Here is a 15,598-nt window from a genome sequence, read left to right as displayed (position 1 = left end):
CGTCCGCGGTGTCTGGAATCCCGGACAACCAACGGGCATGTCCCGCCGCGGCAATGAGGTGCCGCTCCCGGCGGGAGGGGCTTCCGCCCCTTGCCGCACCCCGGCGGCGGTGCTTGCATGGACGCGTCAGCTGGGATGCAGGAGGTCCGCCATGCGCTGGTTTGCGGGTTTGTTCCTGATCGCGCACGGCCTGGTCCATCTGGCCATCTGGCTGCCGAAGCCGGACCAGAACGCGCCGTTCGACGTCGGACACTCGCCCTTTGCCGGCAACGTCCGCCGGCTGGCATCCGCTCTGGCCATCGCGGCCGCCGTCATTCTCGTGCTGGGCGGCCTGGGCCTGATCGGCGACGCGCCCTGGTGGATTCCGGTCACCGTCACGGGCGCCGTGGTCTCGGCCGTGCTGCTGCTGCTGACCTTCAACCGCTGGTGGCTGATCGGGCTCGGGATCAACGTCGCGATCATCGTGCTCGCGCTGCAGCAGCCCTGAAGCGGGCCTCCTCAGACCGTGATGACCACCTTGCCGCGGGCGTGGCCGTCGTGCATGTGCCGGATTGCTCCCGGAGCCTCGCCCAGCGGATAGCTCTTGTCGATGACGGGGGTGACGGTGCCGGCGTCGATGAGCTGGGCCAGGTAGCGGAGATCCTCCTGGCGCTCGGTTGCCATCAGGCCGGTCAGTTTCTGCCCGACGAAGGGGGAGATCAGGGCGGCCCGGAGGGAGCGTTCGAAGCCTCCGGTCCAGCGGCCCCCGCCTTCGCCTCCGACAATCACGAGGGTTCCCCGGGGTTTCAGCGCCCGGCGGAGAACTGACAGCGGGCGGTTGCCGGCCGTGTCGAGAATGAGGTCGTACTGCCGCGCGCCGTCCGCGAAGTCGTCATGCTTGTAGTCAATGACGTGATCGGCGCCGATCGACCGGACCAGGTCCAGCTTCGCGGTGCTGCACACGCCGGTGACCTGCGCCCCGAGCACCTTCGCGAGCTGGACGGCGAAGGAGCCCACGCCGCCGCCCGCGCCAATGATCAGGACCTCCTGCCCGGGCTGGAGATGCCCGCTGTCGCGCAGTCCCTGCAGTGCCGTGGTGGCGGAGATGGGCACGACCGCTGCCTGCTCGAAGCTGGCGTTCACCGGTTTCAGGGCAATCTTGCCCTCCTTGGCGCAGACGAATTCGGCGAAGGTTCCCTCGGCGGTGCCGAAGACCTCATCCCCAGGACGGAACCCGACGACGTTCTGCCCCACCGCTTCGACCCGGCCGGCGACTTCCCTGCCACGGATCGGGTTCTTGGGCGCCTTGAACCCAAAGAAGGCCCGGGTCAGGAACGGCAGTCCGGTCATGAGGTGCCAGACCCCCTGCTCGACGCCGGCGGCGCGGACGCTGATCAGCACGTCGTCGTCGCCCGGTACCGGGGTTTCAACGTCGCGCAGCACCAGAACATCCGCAGAGCCGTACGCGTCCTGGACGATGGCTTTCATGGCGCCTCTTCTTCACTGTCGGGGTGCTGGAACGCAGCACCCGGCGGCACCCTGAGCGCACGGGCGGGTGACGGCCCTGCTCAAAGCGCAGGAGACGAAGGGATTCGCGACCCGGATCGGTTCTATCACGGCCGGCAGCCCCTCCGGTAGGGCACCGCCCGCCGCGGGCCGGGGCCGCGGGGCTAAAATCAGTCATGGTCCCCGCCACGAACCTGCTGGCCTTCGCCCTCGCCGCCCTCCTGCTGATCGCCGTGCCCGGACCCAGCGTGCTGTTCGTGATCGGACGGACGCTGGCGCTGGGCCGCCGGGGCGGGCTCCTGAGTGTGCTGGGCAACGCCGCCGGGGAGCTGCTGCAGGTCGCCGCGGTGGCCCTGGGGGTGGGCGTGATGCTGGCCCAGTCCGTGCTGCTCTTCAGCGGGGTCAAGTTCGCCGGCGCGGCCTACCTCATCTACCTCGGCATCCAGGCCATCCGGCACCGCGGCAGAGGCCCGACGGCGGCGGAGCCCTCGCGTCCGGCGTCGACCCTGCGGATCCTCCGGGAGGGATTCATCGTCGGGGCCACCAACCCCAAGTCGATTATCTTCTTCGTCGCCGTGCTGCCCCAGTTCGTCGACTACTCGGCCGGCGCCATCCCGTTGCAGCTGGCGACGCTGGGGGCGCTGTTCCTCGCGATTGCCCTGGCCTCGGACAGCGGCTGGGCGCTGATCGCCGGTACTGCCCGCCGCTGGTTTGCCAGCTCGCCCCGGCGGATCGCCGCCCTGGGCACCACCGGCGGGGCGATGATGATCGGGCTGGGCGGAACCCTTGCGCTGGCCGGGAACGGGGCGGAGCCGCGGCCCGGCAAGTAGTCGGCGCTGCGTCCCAAGTGGTACGCGGTCTGGCGGAGCGAGAAGTTACTCGTGTGACGAATGGGGCTGACGGCTACAGTAGCTTCACGGCTGCACGGACCGGCCGGGGGCGCGGGGCTGGGGAGCCCTCCCACAGCTGGTCCGGGATGCCGCCGATAGTCCGAGTGGCGCGCTTTCCGAAGGAGTGGTTCCGATGGAGTCCCCAGCATCTCCGCAGGCACAACACCAACGACCACCACACCAACGACGCCGGGTGGCGGATTTCCTGTGGGGAACCGTAAGCCGCGCCAGAGCACCGCGCATTCCGTTCCGGATGGGACAGGTGCTGATTGGCGATGATCCGTTCAACGGCCGGCACCTGGGCACCGTGGCCGTGATCGATGCCCCCTACGTGGGTCTCCGGACCGGCGGCAGCGCGGCCGGGGACGTCACCTTCTACGACTACCGGCAACTCCGGTACCCCGACTAGTGGACGGGCCAGACGACATGAGCTCAGCGAATTTTTCCTCCCACTTCCTGACGATCGCGGAGGTCGCTGCGGCCATGAGGGTGTCCAAAATGACCGTCTACCGGCTGGTGAAGTCACACGCCATCGCCGCCGTGCGGGTGGGCCGCTCGTTCCGGGTTCCCGAGGAGGCCGTCAACGACTACATCCGCCGCTCCACCGAGCCTGCGACCCCGCCCCAGGGTGACGACAAAAAGGACGGCCGGACCGACGACCAGAAGGACGACAAGACGACGGACTGATCGTCGGCCCGCATCCGTCGGACCAGACCCCGGAACAACGCGGGTGAGTCGGCCCGCTACCGGGCGGACCAGCCGCCGTCCATCGTGTAGCTCGCGCCGGTGACCATGCCGGCGTCGTCGGAGGCCAGCCACGCCACGAGGGAGGCGACCTCCTCCGGCTCGACGAGACGCTTGACGGCGGCCTCGGTCAGCATGATCTTGGTGAGCACCTCGGCTTCCGGGATCCCGTGCACCTTGGCCTGGTCCGCGATCTGCGACTCGACCAGCGGCGTCCGGACATAGCCGGGGTTGACGCAGTTGGAGGTGACGCCGTGCGCGCCGCCCTCCAGCGCCGTGACCTTGCTCAGGCCTTCCAGGCCGTGCTTTGCCGAGACATAGGCACTCTTGAACGGCGAGGCCCGGAGCCCGTGCACCGAGGACAGGTTGATGATGCGGCCGAAGTTGTTGGCGTACATGTGCGGCAGCGCGGCCCGGATGAGCAGGAACGGCGCTTCCAGCATGAGCGTGATGAGGCGGCGGAAGTCGGCAGGGTCGAAGTCCTCGATCGGGCTGATGCGCTGGATGCCCGCGTTGTTGACCAGGATGTCGCAGTCGAGGCTGACGGACTGCAGCGCCTCGACGTCGAGCAGGTTGACCGCCCAGGAGGTGCCGCCGACCTCATCGGCGAGGGCTGTGGCCGCGGCCTCATCCATATCCGCGATCACCACCTTGGCACCCCGTGCCGCCAGGGCGCGGACGCTCGCAGCGCCGATTCCGCCGGCTCCGCCGGTCACCAGGGCTTTTCGCCCGTTCAAGCTGCTCTCCATGTCCTGCACTCCTCAAGTTTGGGGTCGTCAACGGCCCAGAGGAGGTGCGATGCACAGCGCTGAGCAGCCGTACTGAGTATTGCCGCAGAAAGTGTGCGATTCAATGGTCAAACCAGCACCCCTTGTGTGCAGAATTGCAGATATGAATGCGAACCCGGATGACCTGCTTGTCCTTCTGGCTGTGTCCCGCTCCGCGAAGTTCACGACGGCGGCTCAGTCCCTGGGGCTGAACCACACCACCGTGTCGCGCCGGATCGCGGCGCTGGAGAAGGCCCTGGGCGGGCGGGTGCTCTCCCGCGCCTCCGGCGGCTGGGAGCTCACGGAACTGGGCGCGGAAGCGGTGCTGGTGGCCGAGCGGGTCGAAGCGGCGATCCGGACCCTCGAACAGCCCGGCCGGGTGCCGGACCCGATCACCGGCGTCGTCCGGATGACCGCGACGGACGGCTTCAGCGCCTACATCGCGGCCCCCGCGGTGGCCAGGCTGCGCCGCGACCACCCCGGTCTCAGCGTCGAGATCATCACCGTGACGCGGCGGGCGCTCCAGCAGCGTTCCGGGCTGGACATCGAGGTCGTGGTGGGTGAACCGCAGGTGCACCGGGCCGCGGCCGCCCGGCTCGGCGAGTACATGCTCGGCATGTACGCCTCCCGCGATTACCTTGCCGAGTACGGCACCCCCACGACGATCGAGGAACTCACCACCCATTCGCTGGTCTACTTCGTGGATTCCATGCTTCAGGTGGACGACCTGGATGCCCCGCGGCGCCTCGTTCCCACGATGCGGGACGGCCTGAGCTCCACCAATGTCTTCGTCCATGTCGAGGCGACCCGCGCCGGCGCCGGGATCGGCTTCCTGCCCTGTTTCGCGGCGGATCTGCATCCGGATCTGGTCCGGCTGCTGCCGGAGGAGTTCGCCGAACTGCTGCCGTACTGGATGGTGCTGCGCCCGGATTCCATGCGCCGCCCGGCCGTCGCCGCGGTGGTGCAGGCTTTGCGCGAGCAGACGAAGGCGCACCGCACGGCGCTCCTGGGGCGGGGAGGGTACGCAGCGGCTGCTCCGTAACCGCCGTTTTGCGGGCGCTAAAGGGCCGTTACGGAGCAGCCGACGGGGCAGGTTCCACGGTTTTCGGGTCTCGGCGGACCGGGGCGCCGGCGGCGAAAGCCCGGACCTTGGCGTCGTTCCAGATGTGGGCGGGCACCGCGCCGCCCAGCAGGCGCCGCGCCAGTCCCGGGTCGTCGTCGAACGGCAGGTCGCTGCCTGCCATGATCATGTTCCCGTAGCGCCTGCCCTTGAGCATGGCGGGGTCCGCGATTATGACGGTGTGCTTGAAGGCGTCCGCGATGGTCGCGGCTTCCTCCCGGGCGTTTTTCAGGTCCGGCGCGTCGCCTGAGTTCACCAGGTAGATCCCCCCGGGGGCCAGGACACGCTTGGCGTGCTCGTTGAACTCCCGCGTGGTGAGCGGCCGCGGCGTCAGCGAGCCCGCGAACACGTCGCGGATGATCAGGTCCCTGGTCTGGGGCGTGAGGCTTTCTGTGACCTCACGGGCCTCCCCGACCCGCAGGCGCATCAGCGGCGCCTTCGGCAGGTCGAACCAGCCCCGGACATATTCGGCGAGTTTGCCGTCGAGTTCGACCACCACCTGGCGGGCCTCCGGGTAGGCGGCGTGGAAGTAGCGCGCCAGGGAGCATGCTCCTCCACCCAGGTGCAGGGCGCGCAGCTTCGCCCGGGAGTCCCGCGGCCAGCGCGATTCCACCAGGGCCGAGATCCAGCGCATGTATTCGAAGTCGAGGAACAGCGGATCGGCCAGGTCGATGTGCGAGCTCATCACGCCGTTGATCCGCAGCAGCCAGCCGTTGGAGTTGTCCTGGTCGGCGATCAGTTCGCAGTCACCGGTGTCGATGTAGTAGATGCCCTCCAGGGGTCCCTCAGGGCGGCTGCCCTTCGGGATCTCCACGACTCCGGCGGCCTTTTCGGTGTTGCTCCGGCCGGCAGCCCTGCCCCGCTTAGCCATCAGCCGTGCACCGTTTTGCTCATGTTTCAAGCCTAGTTCACCGGCCGGGGCGGGCTTCACCGCGGCCCCGGCCCCTCAGGATGTGCTGCAGCGGCAAAAAAAGATTAAGCAAAGGGTACTTACTATTCTTTAGTAATCATGCTTACTATTATCTCTCCAGTTAATGCTGGTTGTGATCAGCAGCCGATCTTGAAAAGAGAGCGAAGATGACAGAGAACCAATGGCCCCAGGACGGTAGCTACCGCACTCCCACGGCCACCCAGCAGACTCCCCTCCGGCCCGAAACCACCTTCCCGCCGACGCCGCAGGGCAGCTCCTACGGCACCTCCACCGAGAACGGGGCCTCCAAGACCGATGCCGCGCGGGACGAGGCAGCCGACGTGAAGCGCCAGGCCACCGATTCCGCCCAGACCGTGACCGAGACCGCCAAAACCGAAGCCGCCAACGTCGCGGCCGAAGTGAAGACGAACGCCCGGGATCTCATGTACCAGGCCAAGTCCGACCTCACCGACCAGGCCGGCACTCAGCAGCAGAAAGTCGCCGAAGGCCTTCGCTCGATTTCCACCGAATTGCAGACCATGGCCGCGGCCTCCGATCAGCCCGGCGTCGCCAGCGACCTCGTGCGCCAGGCGGCCGAGCGGTCTTCCGCCGTCGCCGGCTGGCTCGATGCCCGGGACCCGGGTTCGCTGCTGACCGAGGTGAAATCCTTCGCCCGCCAGCGCCCCGGCACGTTCCTGCTGCTCGCGGCCGGCGCCGGCGTCCTGGCCGGGCGGCTGAGCCGCAGCCTGAGCGCCGGAGCTCCGGAAACGGGCGCCGCTGCGACTCCCGTCACCGCCGCGACCCCCGTCACGAGGGTCCCGGACACCGGCATGGCCGTTCCCCCGCCGCCCGTGCAGATGCCGGCCCCGGAAACCACGACCGCGGGCTTCGCGGAGACCTACCCGCCCAATCCGCTCGACGCCGATCCCCTCGGCGACGGCGGCCGGCAGGACCGCTGGGCCTCCGAACCTGTGGTGACGGACCCGGCCCGGCAGGATCCCTTCCGTGACGATCCCTTTGACGGCGGCCGTCGATGACCAGCGAAATGCCCCACACCGCCGCGCATGCCAAGGCTGAAACGACGTCGCTGGGCGATCTGCTGGGCGAGGTCACGCGGGACATGTCCACCCTGATGCGGCAGGAAGTCGAGCTGGCGAAGGTCGAACTCAGGCAGTCCGCGACCCGTGCCGGCAAGGGCGCCGGGATGCTGGCCGGCGCCGGCGTCGCCGGCCACTTCGTCCTGTTGTTCCTGTCCCTGGCGCTCTGGTGGGCGCTCGGGACCGTCATGGGCCTGGGCTGGTCCGGTGTCGTCGTCGCCCTCATCTGGGGAGTCGTCGCCGCGATCCTGGCAGCCAAGGGCCGCAAGGAACTCAACGCGATCAAGGGCATGCCCCAGACCGCCGAGACGCTGCAGGAAATCCCGCCCACGCTCAAGCCCACCACCTAAACACAGCGAGGAAACACGATGAGTGAAAACCCGGATGTCATCCGAGCAGATATCGAAGCAACCCGCGCACGGCTGGGCACCAATGTCGATGCCGTCGCGGACAAGGTCACCCCGTCCAACATCGTCCAGCGCCAGAGCGACAAAGTGAAAGAAAACGTCAAGGACGCCGTCTTTGGAGTGAAGGAGAAAGTCATGGGAGCTGCCGACCACACCGCCGGCAATGTCCACTCCGCCACCGGGACCGCCGGGGCGCACCTGGGCGATGCCGGCGCGGCCATCGGGGACGCCCCCGCACAGGTCAGGACCAAGACCCAGGGCAACCCGCTCGCGGCAGGCCTGATCGCCTTCGGGGCCGGCCTGCTGGTCTCCTCCCTGATCCCGGCCAGCCAGAAGGAACGCGAAGCCGCCGATGCCCTGAAGACCGCGGCCGAACCGCTCACCACGGAACTCACCGAGGCCGCCAAACACGTCGCAGAAGGGCTCAAGGAACCTGCCCAGGCCGCGATGGAGAACGTCAAGGCCACCGCCGCTGACGCGACCGAGCACGTCAAGGCCGAGGGCCAGGGCGCCGTTGCCGACGTCAAGGACCGCACCGCCACGGCCAAGGACAACGTCCAGCAGGCCTGATCCCGCTGGCACCCGGCCGGCCGTCCTGCGCTCACGCGCCGGGCGGCCGGCTGACGCACTTAACCCCCTGAAGGAAGAACCCCCATGTCCAAGAACCCCGCCGCGGCAGCAACTCCGGCCGACGCCGAAACGCAGGAGAGCAGCACCGCCAAGGCCCGCACGGCGCCCGCACCGGACGATGCCCGCAAACCGGACAGCCCCACGGAAGTCACCAAGCCCTCCTGGCGGTACATCGCCAAGAAAACCTTCCGCGAATTCACCAAGGACCAGTGCCCCGACCTCGCCGCTGCCCTGACCTATTACTCGGTGCTCTCCATTTTCCCGGCGCTGCTGGCCCTGGTGTCGCTGCTGGGCATCTTCGGGGAGCCCGGGAAAACCACCGGGGCGCTCCTGGACATCGTCCAGGGCTTCGCCCCCGGTGACACCGTGGACGCCCTCCGCGAACCGGTCGAGAAGCTCAGCAGTAACTCCGCCGCCGGACTCACCCTGGTCATCGGTATCCTCACCGCCCTGTGGTCCGCCTCCGGCTACGTCGGCGCGTTCGGCCGGGCCATGAACCGGATCTACGAAGTTGATGAAGGCCGGCCGTTCATCAAGCTCCGCGGCACCATGCTCGCCGTGACCATCGCCACCGTGCTGATCGTGCTGCTGCTGGCCGCCATGCTGGTCCTCAGCGGCCCCGTCGCCGAATCCGTCGGCAACGCCCTGGGCCTGGGCGGGACGGTCCTGACCATCTGGAACATCGCCAAATGGCCCCTCATCGTGCTCCTCGTGGTGGCCGCGATCGCCATCCTCTACTACGCCACGCCCAATGTGAAACAGCCCAAGTTCCGCTGGATGAGCCTCGGATCCCTGATCGCGCTGGTGATCTTCCTGCTGGCCTCCCTGGCCTTCGGCTTCTACGTCGCCAATTTCAGCAGCTACAACGAGACCTACGGCACGATCGGCGGCGTCATCATTTCGCTGCTCTGGCTCTGGATCCTGAACATGTCGCTGCTGTTCGGGGCCGAGTTCGACGCCGAAATGGAGCGCGGCCGCCAGCTCCAGGCCGGCATCGAAGCCGAGGAAACCATCCAGCTGCCGCCCCGGGACACCAAGCAGAGCGACAAGCTGCAGGCCCGTGAAGAGGAGGACGTCCAGCGCGGCCGCGAACTGCGTGAACGGAGCGGCGGCGCGGACACCGAGGCCGCGGCGGGCTCCCGGTCCGTCCGGGACCAGGATCCCCGTAACCCGCGGGACCAAAGCCCCTAGCCCTTTCCGGGACCCTGAGTTCTACTGGGGGCAAAGTGCCGCCCTGGGGCGGACTTGGCTGACCGGGAGGACGCATGACGGCACCCGCCGCAGGGGACGAACGCAGCACCGTGGCAGTGGGCTACGACGGGTCCGAGGCGGCGCAGGCGGCCGTCCGGTGGGCCGCGGAATACGCGGCCGCCGGGGGGTACCGGCTCCGCGTCGTGCATGCCTGGATCTGGCCCGTCTTCACCAAGAAGCTCGGACCGGTCAAGGGCGTCGAGGGCAGCGGGCTGCGGCACGCGGCCGAGGTGGTCCTGGCCGAAGGCGTGGAGCTGGCCCGCACGGCCGTCGCCGCCGCGCCGGGCCGGTCGGCCCTGGGCCCGGCAGCACCCACCGCCGCCCCGGCACCGGGCCCCGGGGCAGCGGCCGGTGCAGCGGGGGCGGCACCCGCCGCGGAGTCGGCCGCGGAACCCGATTCCGGCGTCGAGGGTGTCATGGAAGCAGGGCTCCCGGCCGCCGTGCTGCGCGACGCCGCCCGTGACGCCCGCCTCCTGGTGGTCAGCAGCCGCGGTCTCGGCGGCGTGCTGGGGCATGTTGCCGGATCAGTCTGTCTCGACCTGGCCGGCTCCTCCCCCTGCCCTTTGATGGTCATCCGCCGGCCGCGCAGCCCCGGCCAGGCTGCCGGCCCCGTCGTCGTTGGCATCGACGGGACCTCCCGGAGTTCCGCGGCGCTGGCCGCCGCCGTCCGGCTGGCGGGGATGCTAGGCACCAACCTCCAGATCGTCCACATCGACCAGTCCGGCGGCGCAGCCCGGGAAAGGCACGGACGGCACGGCCCGCTGCACGGCCAGGAACTTCTGGACCACACCGTGGAAGATGCCCGTAACCTCGCTCCGGAGCTGTCGGTCTCCGGGGTCCTGCGGGAAGGCCACGCGGCGTCCAAGGAGCTGCTGGCGGCCGCCGGAGACGCCGAAGTACTGGTCATTGGAACCCACAACCGGGAGGGCGGCCCGGGCAACACCGTCACACGGATCCTGAACAAAGCGCGCTGCAATGTCCTGATTACGCGCTGACCCCGCTCCATCGGACCACCGCCTTCAGAGGGGAGCTGGAGGTTCTAGCAGAGGAGGACGCCCGTGCGAGCCTGGCGGGTAGGACAGCCCGGGCCGATGAGAAGCGGCCCCCTGGTGGCGGACGAGTGCCCCGACCCCCGGCCGGGCCCCGGGGAGGTGCTGTTGCGGGTCCGGGTGTGCGGTGTCTGCCGCACCGACCTGCACCTGGCCGAGGGCGACCTCGCGCCGCGGCACCCCGGCGTCATCCCGGGACACGAAGTCGTCGGCGAAGTCATCAAGTGCGGGGCCCGCGCCACGCGCTTCTCCCCCGGAGAACGCGTGGGCGTCGCCTGGCTCGGCAGGACCTGCGGCACGTGCCGCTTCTGCCTGCGCGGTGCGGAGAACCTCTGCCTCTTCCCCGTGTTTACCGGCTGGGACCGCGACGGCGGCTACGCCGAACTCATCACGGTGGCCGAAAACTTTGCCTACCGCCTCCCGCCAAGCTTCTCGGACGAGGAGGCCGCACCTCTGCTCTGCGCGGGAATCATCGGCTACCGCGCCCTCTGCCGCGCCGACCTGCCCATCGGCGGACGGCTGGGGATCTACGGCTTCGGCGGATCCGCCCATCTGGCGGCCCAGATGGCCCTCTTCCAGGGCGCCCGTGTGTACGTGATGACACGGTCCGAGGAGGCACGCGCGCTGGCCCTCGAGCTGGGGGCGACCTTTGCCGGCGGCGCCGACGAGCAGCCGCCGGATCCGCTGGATTCCGCCATCCTCTTCGCCCCGGCCGGCAGCCTGGTTCCGGTGGCCCTGCGTGCCCTGGACCGGGGCGGCACGCTCGCCGTCGCCGGCATCCACCTGAGTGACATTCCGCCGCTGCACTACGCCGCGGAGCTGTTCCAGGAACGCCAGCTGCGCAGCGTCACGGCCAACACCCGGGCCGACGGCGAGGAGTTCTTCCGCGTCGCCGCGGAGATCCCGCTGCGCCCCACCACCGTGCCCTATCCGTTCTCGGCCGCGGACAAGGCCCTGCTGGACCTGTCGGAGGACCGGGTCACGGGAGCAGCGGTGCTCCGGATGGACGCTCCGTAGCCGGCCCGGCGCGCCCGCCTGGTCAGCGTGGTCAACCGGGTCAGCCGGGCCAGCCCTCCGTGCGCAGGAACACGTGGTCCTGGCCGGCCCTGAGCAGCACCCGCCGGGTTCCCACCCGCACCAGCACCGGGGCGGCGTCCCCGGGGGCCGCGGACACCGTCAGCCGGTCGCGTTCCAGCTGGACGGCGAGCATCTGGTCGCGGTAGCGGACCTGGAAATCCAGGCGGCTGAGCTCGACGGGCAGCCGGGGCGCGAAATCGAGGGCGTCGCGGGTGATCCGCAGCCCGGCAAAGCTGCGCTGGACGACGTCGATCGTCCCGGCCATGGCGCCCAGGTGGATGCCGGAGCTGGTGGTTCCGCCCTGGGTGTCGTCCAGGTCCGCGTCCAGGGCCTCCCGGAACACCGCCCACGCCCGCTCGGGGTCCCGCTGGGCCAGCACCGAGGCGTGGGCCACCCGGCTGAGCGTGGATCCGTGCGCCGTCCTGGCGAGGTAGAAGTCCACCGTGGCGGCCATCTGCGCGGAGGTGACGGCGTAGCCCATCCGGGCCAGGAACCGGATGAGCTGGTCCTCGCCCAGGACGTACAGCAGCATCAGCACGTCGGCCTGTTTGGCCAGCCGGTAGTGGTTGGTGCTGTCCCCTTCCGCCTCCAGGATCAGGTCCAGCCGCTCGATGAGACCGTAGCTGCGGCGGTAGTGCTTCCAGTCCAGTTCCCGCAGCGCACTGTAGCCGTCGAACTGGCTGATGACGCCGTCGTCGTGGAACGGAACGAACATGCGCCGGCTGAGGTGTTCCCAGGCCTCGATCTCGGCGGCGGTGACCAGCAGCCGGGCGCGCAGCTCCTCCATGTCGAACCCCCGGACCGAATGCATGATCCAGACGGCCTGGTCGAACACCCAGGCGGCCATGACGTTGGTGTACGCGTTGTCGTTCAGTCCGCCGCCCGGGTCGCCGGGGTTCCCGGTGTGGTACTCATCCGGGCCCATGACGCCCCGGAGGTGGAAGCGGTCGTCCGCCGGGTCGGACTCCGCCATCGACGCGAACAGCCGGGCGACGTCGACGATGATTTCCGCCCCGTGCTCGGTCAGCCAGCCGCGGTCCTGGGTCGCCTCGAAGTACTGCCACGCGTTGTAGGCGACGGCGAGGCCGACATGGCGCTGAAGCCGGGAGTAGTCCGGCATCCAGTGCCCGGAGCGCCGGTTGAACAGCAGCTTCGGCGTCTGTTCCGTGCCGTCGCTGCCGCTTTGCCACGGGAACAGCGCCCCCTTCAGCCCCGCCGCCCGCGCCGCGTCCCGGGCGGCGCCGAGCCGCCGCCACCGGTAATCGACCAGCTCCCGCGCGAGGGACGGCAGCCGCGAGTTCAGCACCGGCAGGACGAAGAGTTCATCCCAAAAGATGTGCCCCCGGTAGCCCTCGCCGTGCAGTCCGCGGGCCGGTACGCCGGCGTCGAGTTCTGCGGTGTGGGTGGTGAGCGTCTGCAGCAGGTGGAAGACGTGCAGGTTCAGGATGAGCTGCGCCTGCGAGCTCGCGTCGAATTCAATGATGAACGGCTTGAGCAGGATCTCCCAGGCGGCCTCGTGCTCGGCCAGCAGGGCAGCGAAACCTTCCGGTGCGCGGTTCAGCGCGGCGCGGGCGGCCGTCAGCGGCGAGGCGATGGCGTGGTCGCGGGAGGACGCCACGGCCACGGTCTTGAGCACGGTCAGCGGCTCCCCCGCGTTCACGGAAAGCTCGAAGCGGTGCGTGTGCAGCCCGCCCAGCTGTTCGGGAATCCCGGACCCGGCCGGCCCGCCGGCACCGGACACGTCGGTCCGGAGCGCCAGGGCGATCCCGATCCCGCTGGTGACGGTCCGGACTTCCACCGTGAGGCCGGCGACGCCCGGGCCGGGCGCGGAGGCGGCCGCCTGGACGGACCCCAGATGCCGGCTGGACAGTGACGCGTCCTCGGGGACATTGGAGTTGGTCACGTCCGTGTCGCAGCCGCTGCGGACGCTGACGCCCCCGCTCCAGCCGACGGCCGTGATGACGGTTTCCAGCGCGGCGAGGTTCGGTGTGGCCATGGACACGAGGCGGCGCTGCAGCAGCCTCAGCTGCCGGCCGGCGTCGTCCTCCAGGAGCGCCTCCCGGCTCAGCACGGCCCGCTTCAGGTCCAGGGTACGCCGCTCGCTGCGGAGCGAGAGCCCGCCCTCGGACCACCAGTCGCCGTCGCCGATCCGGAGATCCAGGGGCAGCCAGTCGGGGATGTTGACCATGTGCTCGTCGTCGGATTCCTGGTCCAGGACCACACTGTGCAGGCTGTTGTAGACCCCGGCGAGATAGCTGCCGGGATAGTGCACGGCCCCGGCCCGGTGCTCCGGGGCGGCTCCCCGGGTGGCCAGGTACCCGTTGCCGAGGGTGGTGAGGGCCTCGCGGTGGCCCTCGTGCGCCGGGTCGAAGCCCTCGTAGACCAGCAGCCACGGGTGGGTGATGACGAGGCCGATGTCCAGCTGGCTGACATCCTCGACGACGACGTCGGCGCCCGCGGCTTCCAGCCGATCCCGGCGCCCGTCCCGGTCGATGCCGACCACCAGCCCGAATCCGCCGCGCCGGCCGGCCTCCACCCCGGTGACGGATTCCTCGATCACCATCGCCCGGGCGGGCGGGATCTCCAGCCGGCGGACCGCCTCCAGCGGCAGCGCCGGGGCCGGTTTTCCCGCGACGTCGCGGTCCAGGGCCGTCTGCCCGTCGATGACGTGGTCGAAGACGTCCGCGAGCCCTGCGGCGGCCAGCAGCGCGCCGGCGTTCCTGGCGGAGGTGGCGAGCACTACGGGGACCCGGCCGGCCTTCAACCTGCCGAGCAGGTCCGCGGTGCCGGGAAAGGCCCGGACCGGGTTGGTGCCGAGCAGTTTGTCGAACAGTTCGTTCTGGCGTGCTGCGAGGCCGAAGGCGGTCCACTCCGCGGGGCCGTCCGCGGGTGTGCCGTCCGGGATGGCCCCGCCGCGGGAGCGAAGGACGGTGGTGACCGCATCCTCCCAGGTCCGTCCCGCCACGAGGTCCAGGTAGTCATCGGTGCTGAACGGGTCCCGGCGCGTCCCGGCGGGCAACCGCGGGTCCTGGAGGACGCCGTCGAAGAGCTGCTTCCACGCGGCCGTGCGGAGCTCCGCGGTGTCCGTGACCACGCCGTCGAGGTCAAAAATCACGGCGTCGACGGGCGCCAGAGCGGCGGCGAGGGTGGGCGACTCCGTCATACCAGCAGCGCATCGAGGGTGGTAAAGCCGTAGCCCGCCGCCCGGATCCGCTCGATCATCCCGGGCAGGGCGTCGGCGTCGAGGGTGGTCCCGTCGTTGGGGTTGGAGCCGATGTGCATCAGCACGATCTCCCCGGGCCGGAGCCCGGCGAGCACCCGGTCCGCCACGATCTGGGCCGTGATTCCTCCGCTGCTGCCCTTCCAGCCCAGGGTGTCCACGGTCCAGCGGACGGGCAGGTACCCGTAGGCGTTGACCGCGGCGATGGTGCGGGCGTCGCGTTCGCCGAACGGGAACCGGAACAACGGCCGCGGGTCCCCGCCGCCGGCGCGGATGGCCTGCTCGGCTCCCGACAGCTGGTCCCCGATCGCGGCGTCGGGGAGCCCGGTGAAGCCCGGATGGGTCATCGAATGGTTGCCCAGCCGGTGGCCGCCCGCCACGATGGCCGCGACTCCCGCCGGGTTCGCGGCGGCCCAGTTGCCGGTGAGGAAGAACGTGCCGCGCACGCCGGTGGCGGCGAGGGTCTGCAGGATGCCGGGCAGCCCGGCCGAGTTGGCGCCGGCGTCGAACGTCAGCGCCACCACCGTCCCGGCGCCCGGGATCACCTCGAGGTCACGGCCGGCGAGCGCGGCGGGAAACGGTGCCGCCGGTGCGGGCGGGGCCGGGGGCTCAGGCGCCGGCGGTGCGGGCGGGGGCGGAGCGGGGGTGGTGGGCAGCGGCGCGGGCCCGGCGGGAGCCGTTTCGCTGGGGGCGGGGACCGGAACGTCCGACGGCGACGGCCCCGGCGTCGCGCTGTCCGAGGGGTCCGCCGTGACCGGAATCGTCGGTGAAGGCGGCACGGTGGGCTGCGGTGACGACTCGGAGGGGGACGGGCCGGCCGACGGCGGGACCGCCGTCAGGGCGGCGGCCAGGACCACCGCGGCGGACAGCAGAAGCACCGCGGCCACGGCCACAAGCCACCGGCGCCGCTCGGACAGGAACGACCACATGCTTCACGGTGGCACCACCGGC

16 protein-coding genes are annotated in these 15,598 nt (G+C 70.2%); 11 read left to right on the top strand and 5 right to left on the bottom strand.

Features of this window, described 5'->3' with window-relative positions:
- The first annotated feature begins 151 nt into the window (after nucleotides 1-151).
- The gene (locus AC06G6_RS02015) at nucleotides 152-487 is read left to right on the top strand and encodes a hypothetical protein (RefSeq protein ID WP_479825873.1); all 336 of its coding nucleotides are present in this window, start codon (nucleotides 152-154) and stop codon (nucleotides 485-487) included.
- 11 nt (nucleotides 488-498) lie between these two features.
- Here the strand turns inward: AC06G6_RS02015 and AC06G6_RS02010 are convergent, their stop codons facing one another.
- On the bottom strand, nucleotides 499-1,467 hold the full coding sequence (locus AC06G6_RS02010) for an NAD(P)-dependent alcohol dehydrogenase (protein ID WP_479825871.1): 969 nt from the start codon (nucleotides 1,465-1,467) through the stop codon (nucleotides 499-501).
- Nucleotides 1,468-1,661: 194 nt separating this feature from the next.
- Between AC06G6_RS02010 and AC06G6_RS02005 the strand changes: the two genes are divergently transcribed.
- The 3 genes from AC06G6_RS02005 (at nucleotide 1,662) to AC06G6_RS01995 (ending at nucleotide 3,062) form a co-directional block, all read left to right on the top strand.
- Complete coding sequence (locus tag AC06G6_RS02005; RefSeq protein WP_479825869.1) at nucleotides 1,662-2,315, top strand: LysE family translocator; 654 nt, start codon at nucleotides 1,662-1,664, stop codon at nucleotides 2,313-2,315.
- A gap of 322 nt (nucleotides 2,316-2,637) precedes the next feature.
- Complete coding sequence (locus AC06G6_RS02000) at nucleotides 2,638-2,784, top strand: hypothetical protein (RefSeq protein WP_479825867.1); 147 nt, start codon at nucleotides 2,638-2,640, stop codon at nucleotides 2,782-2,784.
- Between the two features lie 17 nt (nucleotides 2,785-2,801).
- Complete coding sequence (locus tag AC06G6_RS01995) at nucleotides 2,802-3,062, top strand: helix-turn-helix domain-containing protein (protein ID WP_479825865.1); 261 nt, start codon at nucleotides 2,802-2,804, stop codon at nucleotides 3,060-3,062.
- A gap of 56 nt (nucleotides 3,063-3,118) precedes the next feature.
- On the opposite strand, the gene AC06G6_RS01990 is transcribed toward AC06G6_RS01995, so the two are convergent.
- Nucleotides 3,119-3,868 (bottom strand): 3-hydroxybutyrate dehydrogenase, encoded by a 750-nt coding sequence (locus AC06G6_RS01990; protein ID WP_479825863.1) that lies wholly within the window; start codon nucleotides 3,866-3,868, stop codon nucleotides 3,119-3,121.
- Between the two features lie 142 nt (nucleotides 3,869-4,010).
- Between AC06G6_RS01990 and AC06G6_RS01985 the strand changes: the two genes are divergently transcribed.
- Nucleotides 4,011-4,928 (top strand): LysR family transcriptional regulator, encoded by a 918-nt coding sequence (locus AC06G6_RS01985; RefSeq protein WP_479825861.1) that lies wholly within the window; start codon nucleotides 4,011-4,013, stop codon nucleotides 4,926-4,928.
- A 28-nt stretch (nucleotides 4,929-4,956) separates the two neighbouring features.
- Here the strand turns inward: AC06G6_RS01985 and AC06G6_RS01980 are convergent, their stop codons facing one another.
- Complete coding sequence (locus AC06G6_RS01980; protein WP_479825859.1) at nucleotides 4,957-5,877, bottom strand: spermidine synthase; 921 nt, start codon at nucleotides 5,875-5,877, stop codon at nucleotides 4,957-4,959.
- Between the two features lie 206 nt (nucleotides 5,878-6,083).
- Here AC06G6_RS01980 and AC06G6_RS01975 point away from each other — a divergent pair, with 206 nt between their 5' ends.
- The 6 genes from AC06G6_RS01975 (at nucleotide 6,084) to AC06G6_RS01950 (ending at nucleotide 11,367) form a co-directional block, all read left to right on the top strand.
- Nucleotides 6,084-6,953, top strand: coding sequence for a hypothetical protein (locus tag AC06G6_RS01975; protein ID WP_479825857.1), 870 nt, complete (start codon nucleotides 6,084-6,086; stop codon nucleotides 6,951-6,953).
- Entirely contained in the window at nucleotides 6,950-7,363 is a 414-nt protein-coding gene (locus AC06G6_RS01970) for a phage holin family protein (RefSeq protein ID WP_479825855.1), read from the top strand. The genes AC06G6_RS01975 and AC06G6_RS01970 overlap by 4 nt, the downstream gene beginning before the upstream one ends.
- Before the next feature lie 18 nt (nucleotides 7,364-7,381).
- The gene (locus AC06G6_RS01965; protein ID WP_479825853.1) at nucleotides 7,382-7,990 is read left to right on the top strand and encodes a DUF3618 domain-containing protein; all 609 of its coding nucleotides are present in this window, start codon (nucleotides 7,382-7,384) and stop codon (nucleotides 7,988-7,990) included.
- An 84-nt stretch (nucleotides 7,991-8,074) separates the two neighbouring features.
- Complete coding sequence (locus AC06G6_RS01960; protein WP_479825849.1) at nucleotides 8,075-9,241, top strand: YihY/virulence factor BrkB family protein; 1,167 nt, start codon at nucleotides 8,075-8,077, stop codon at nucleotides 9,239-9,241.
- 74 nt (nucleotides 9,242-9,315) lie between these two features.
- A complete protein-coding gene (locus tag AC06G6_RS01955; protein ID WP_479825847.1) occupies nucleotides 9,316-10,296 on the top strand; it encodes a universal stress protein in 981 nt (326 codons plus the stop codon).
- A 96-nt stretch (nucleotides 10,297-10,392) separates the two neighbouring features.
- Nucleotides 10,393-11,367 (top strand): zinc-dependent alcohol dehydrogenase family protein, encoded by a 975-nt coding sequence (locus tag AC06G6_RS01950; RefSeq protein WP_479825845.1) that lies wholly within the window; start codon nucleotides 10,393-10,395, stop codon nucleotides 11,365-11,367.
- Nucleotides 11,368-11,407: 40 nt separating this feature from the next.
- Here the strand turns inward: AC06G6_RS01950 and AC06G6_RS01945 are convergent, their stop codons facing one another.
- Entirely contained in the window at nucleotides 11,408-14,590 is a 3,183-nt protein-coding gene (locus tag AC06G6_RS01945; RefSeq protein WP_479825842.1) for an HAD family hydrolase, read from the bottom strand.
- Nucleotides 14,587-15,576, bottom strand: coding sequence for a polysaccharide deacetylase family protein (locus AC06G6_RS01940; protein WP_479825839.1), 990 nt, complete (start codon nucleotides 15,574-15,576; stop codon nucleotides 14,587-14,589). The genes AC06G6_RS01945 and AC06G6_RS01940 overlap by 4 nt, the downstream gene beginning before the upstream one ends.
- Between the last annotated feature and the right edge of the window lie 22 nt (nucleotides 15,577-15,598).

The sequence above is a fragment of the Arthrobacter sp. CJL-S3 genome, assembly GCF_056711635.1.
This window is presented reverse-complemented; position numbering and strand designations above follow the sequence as displayed.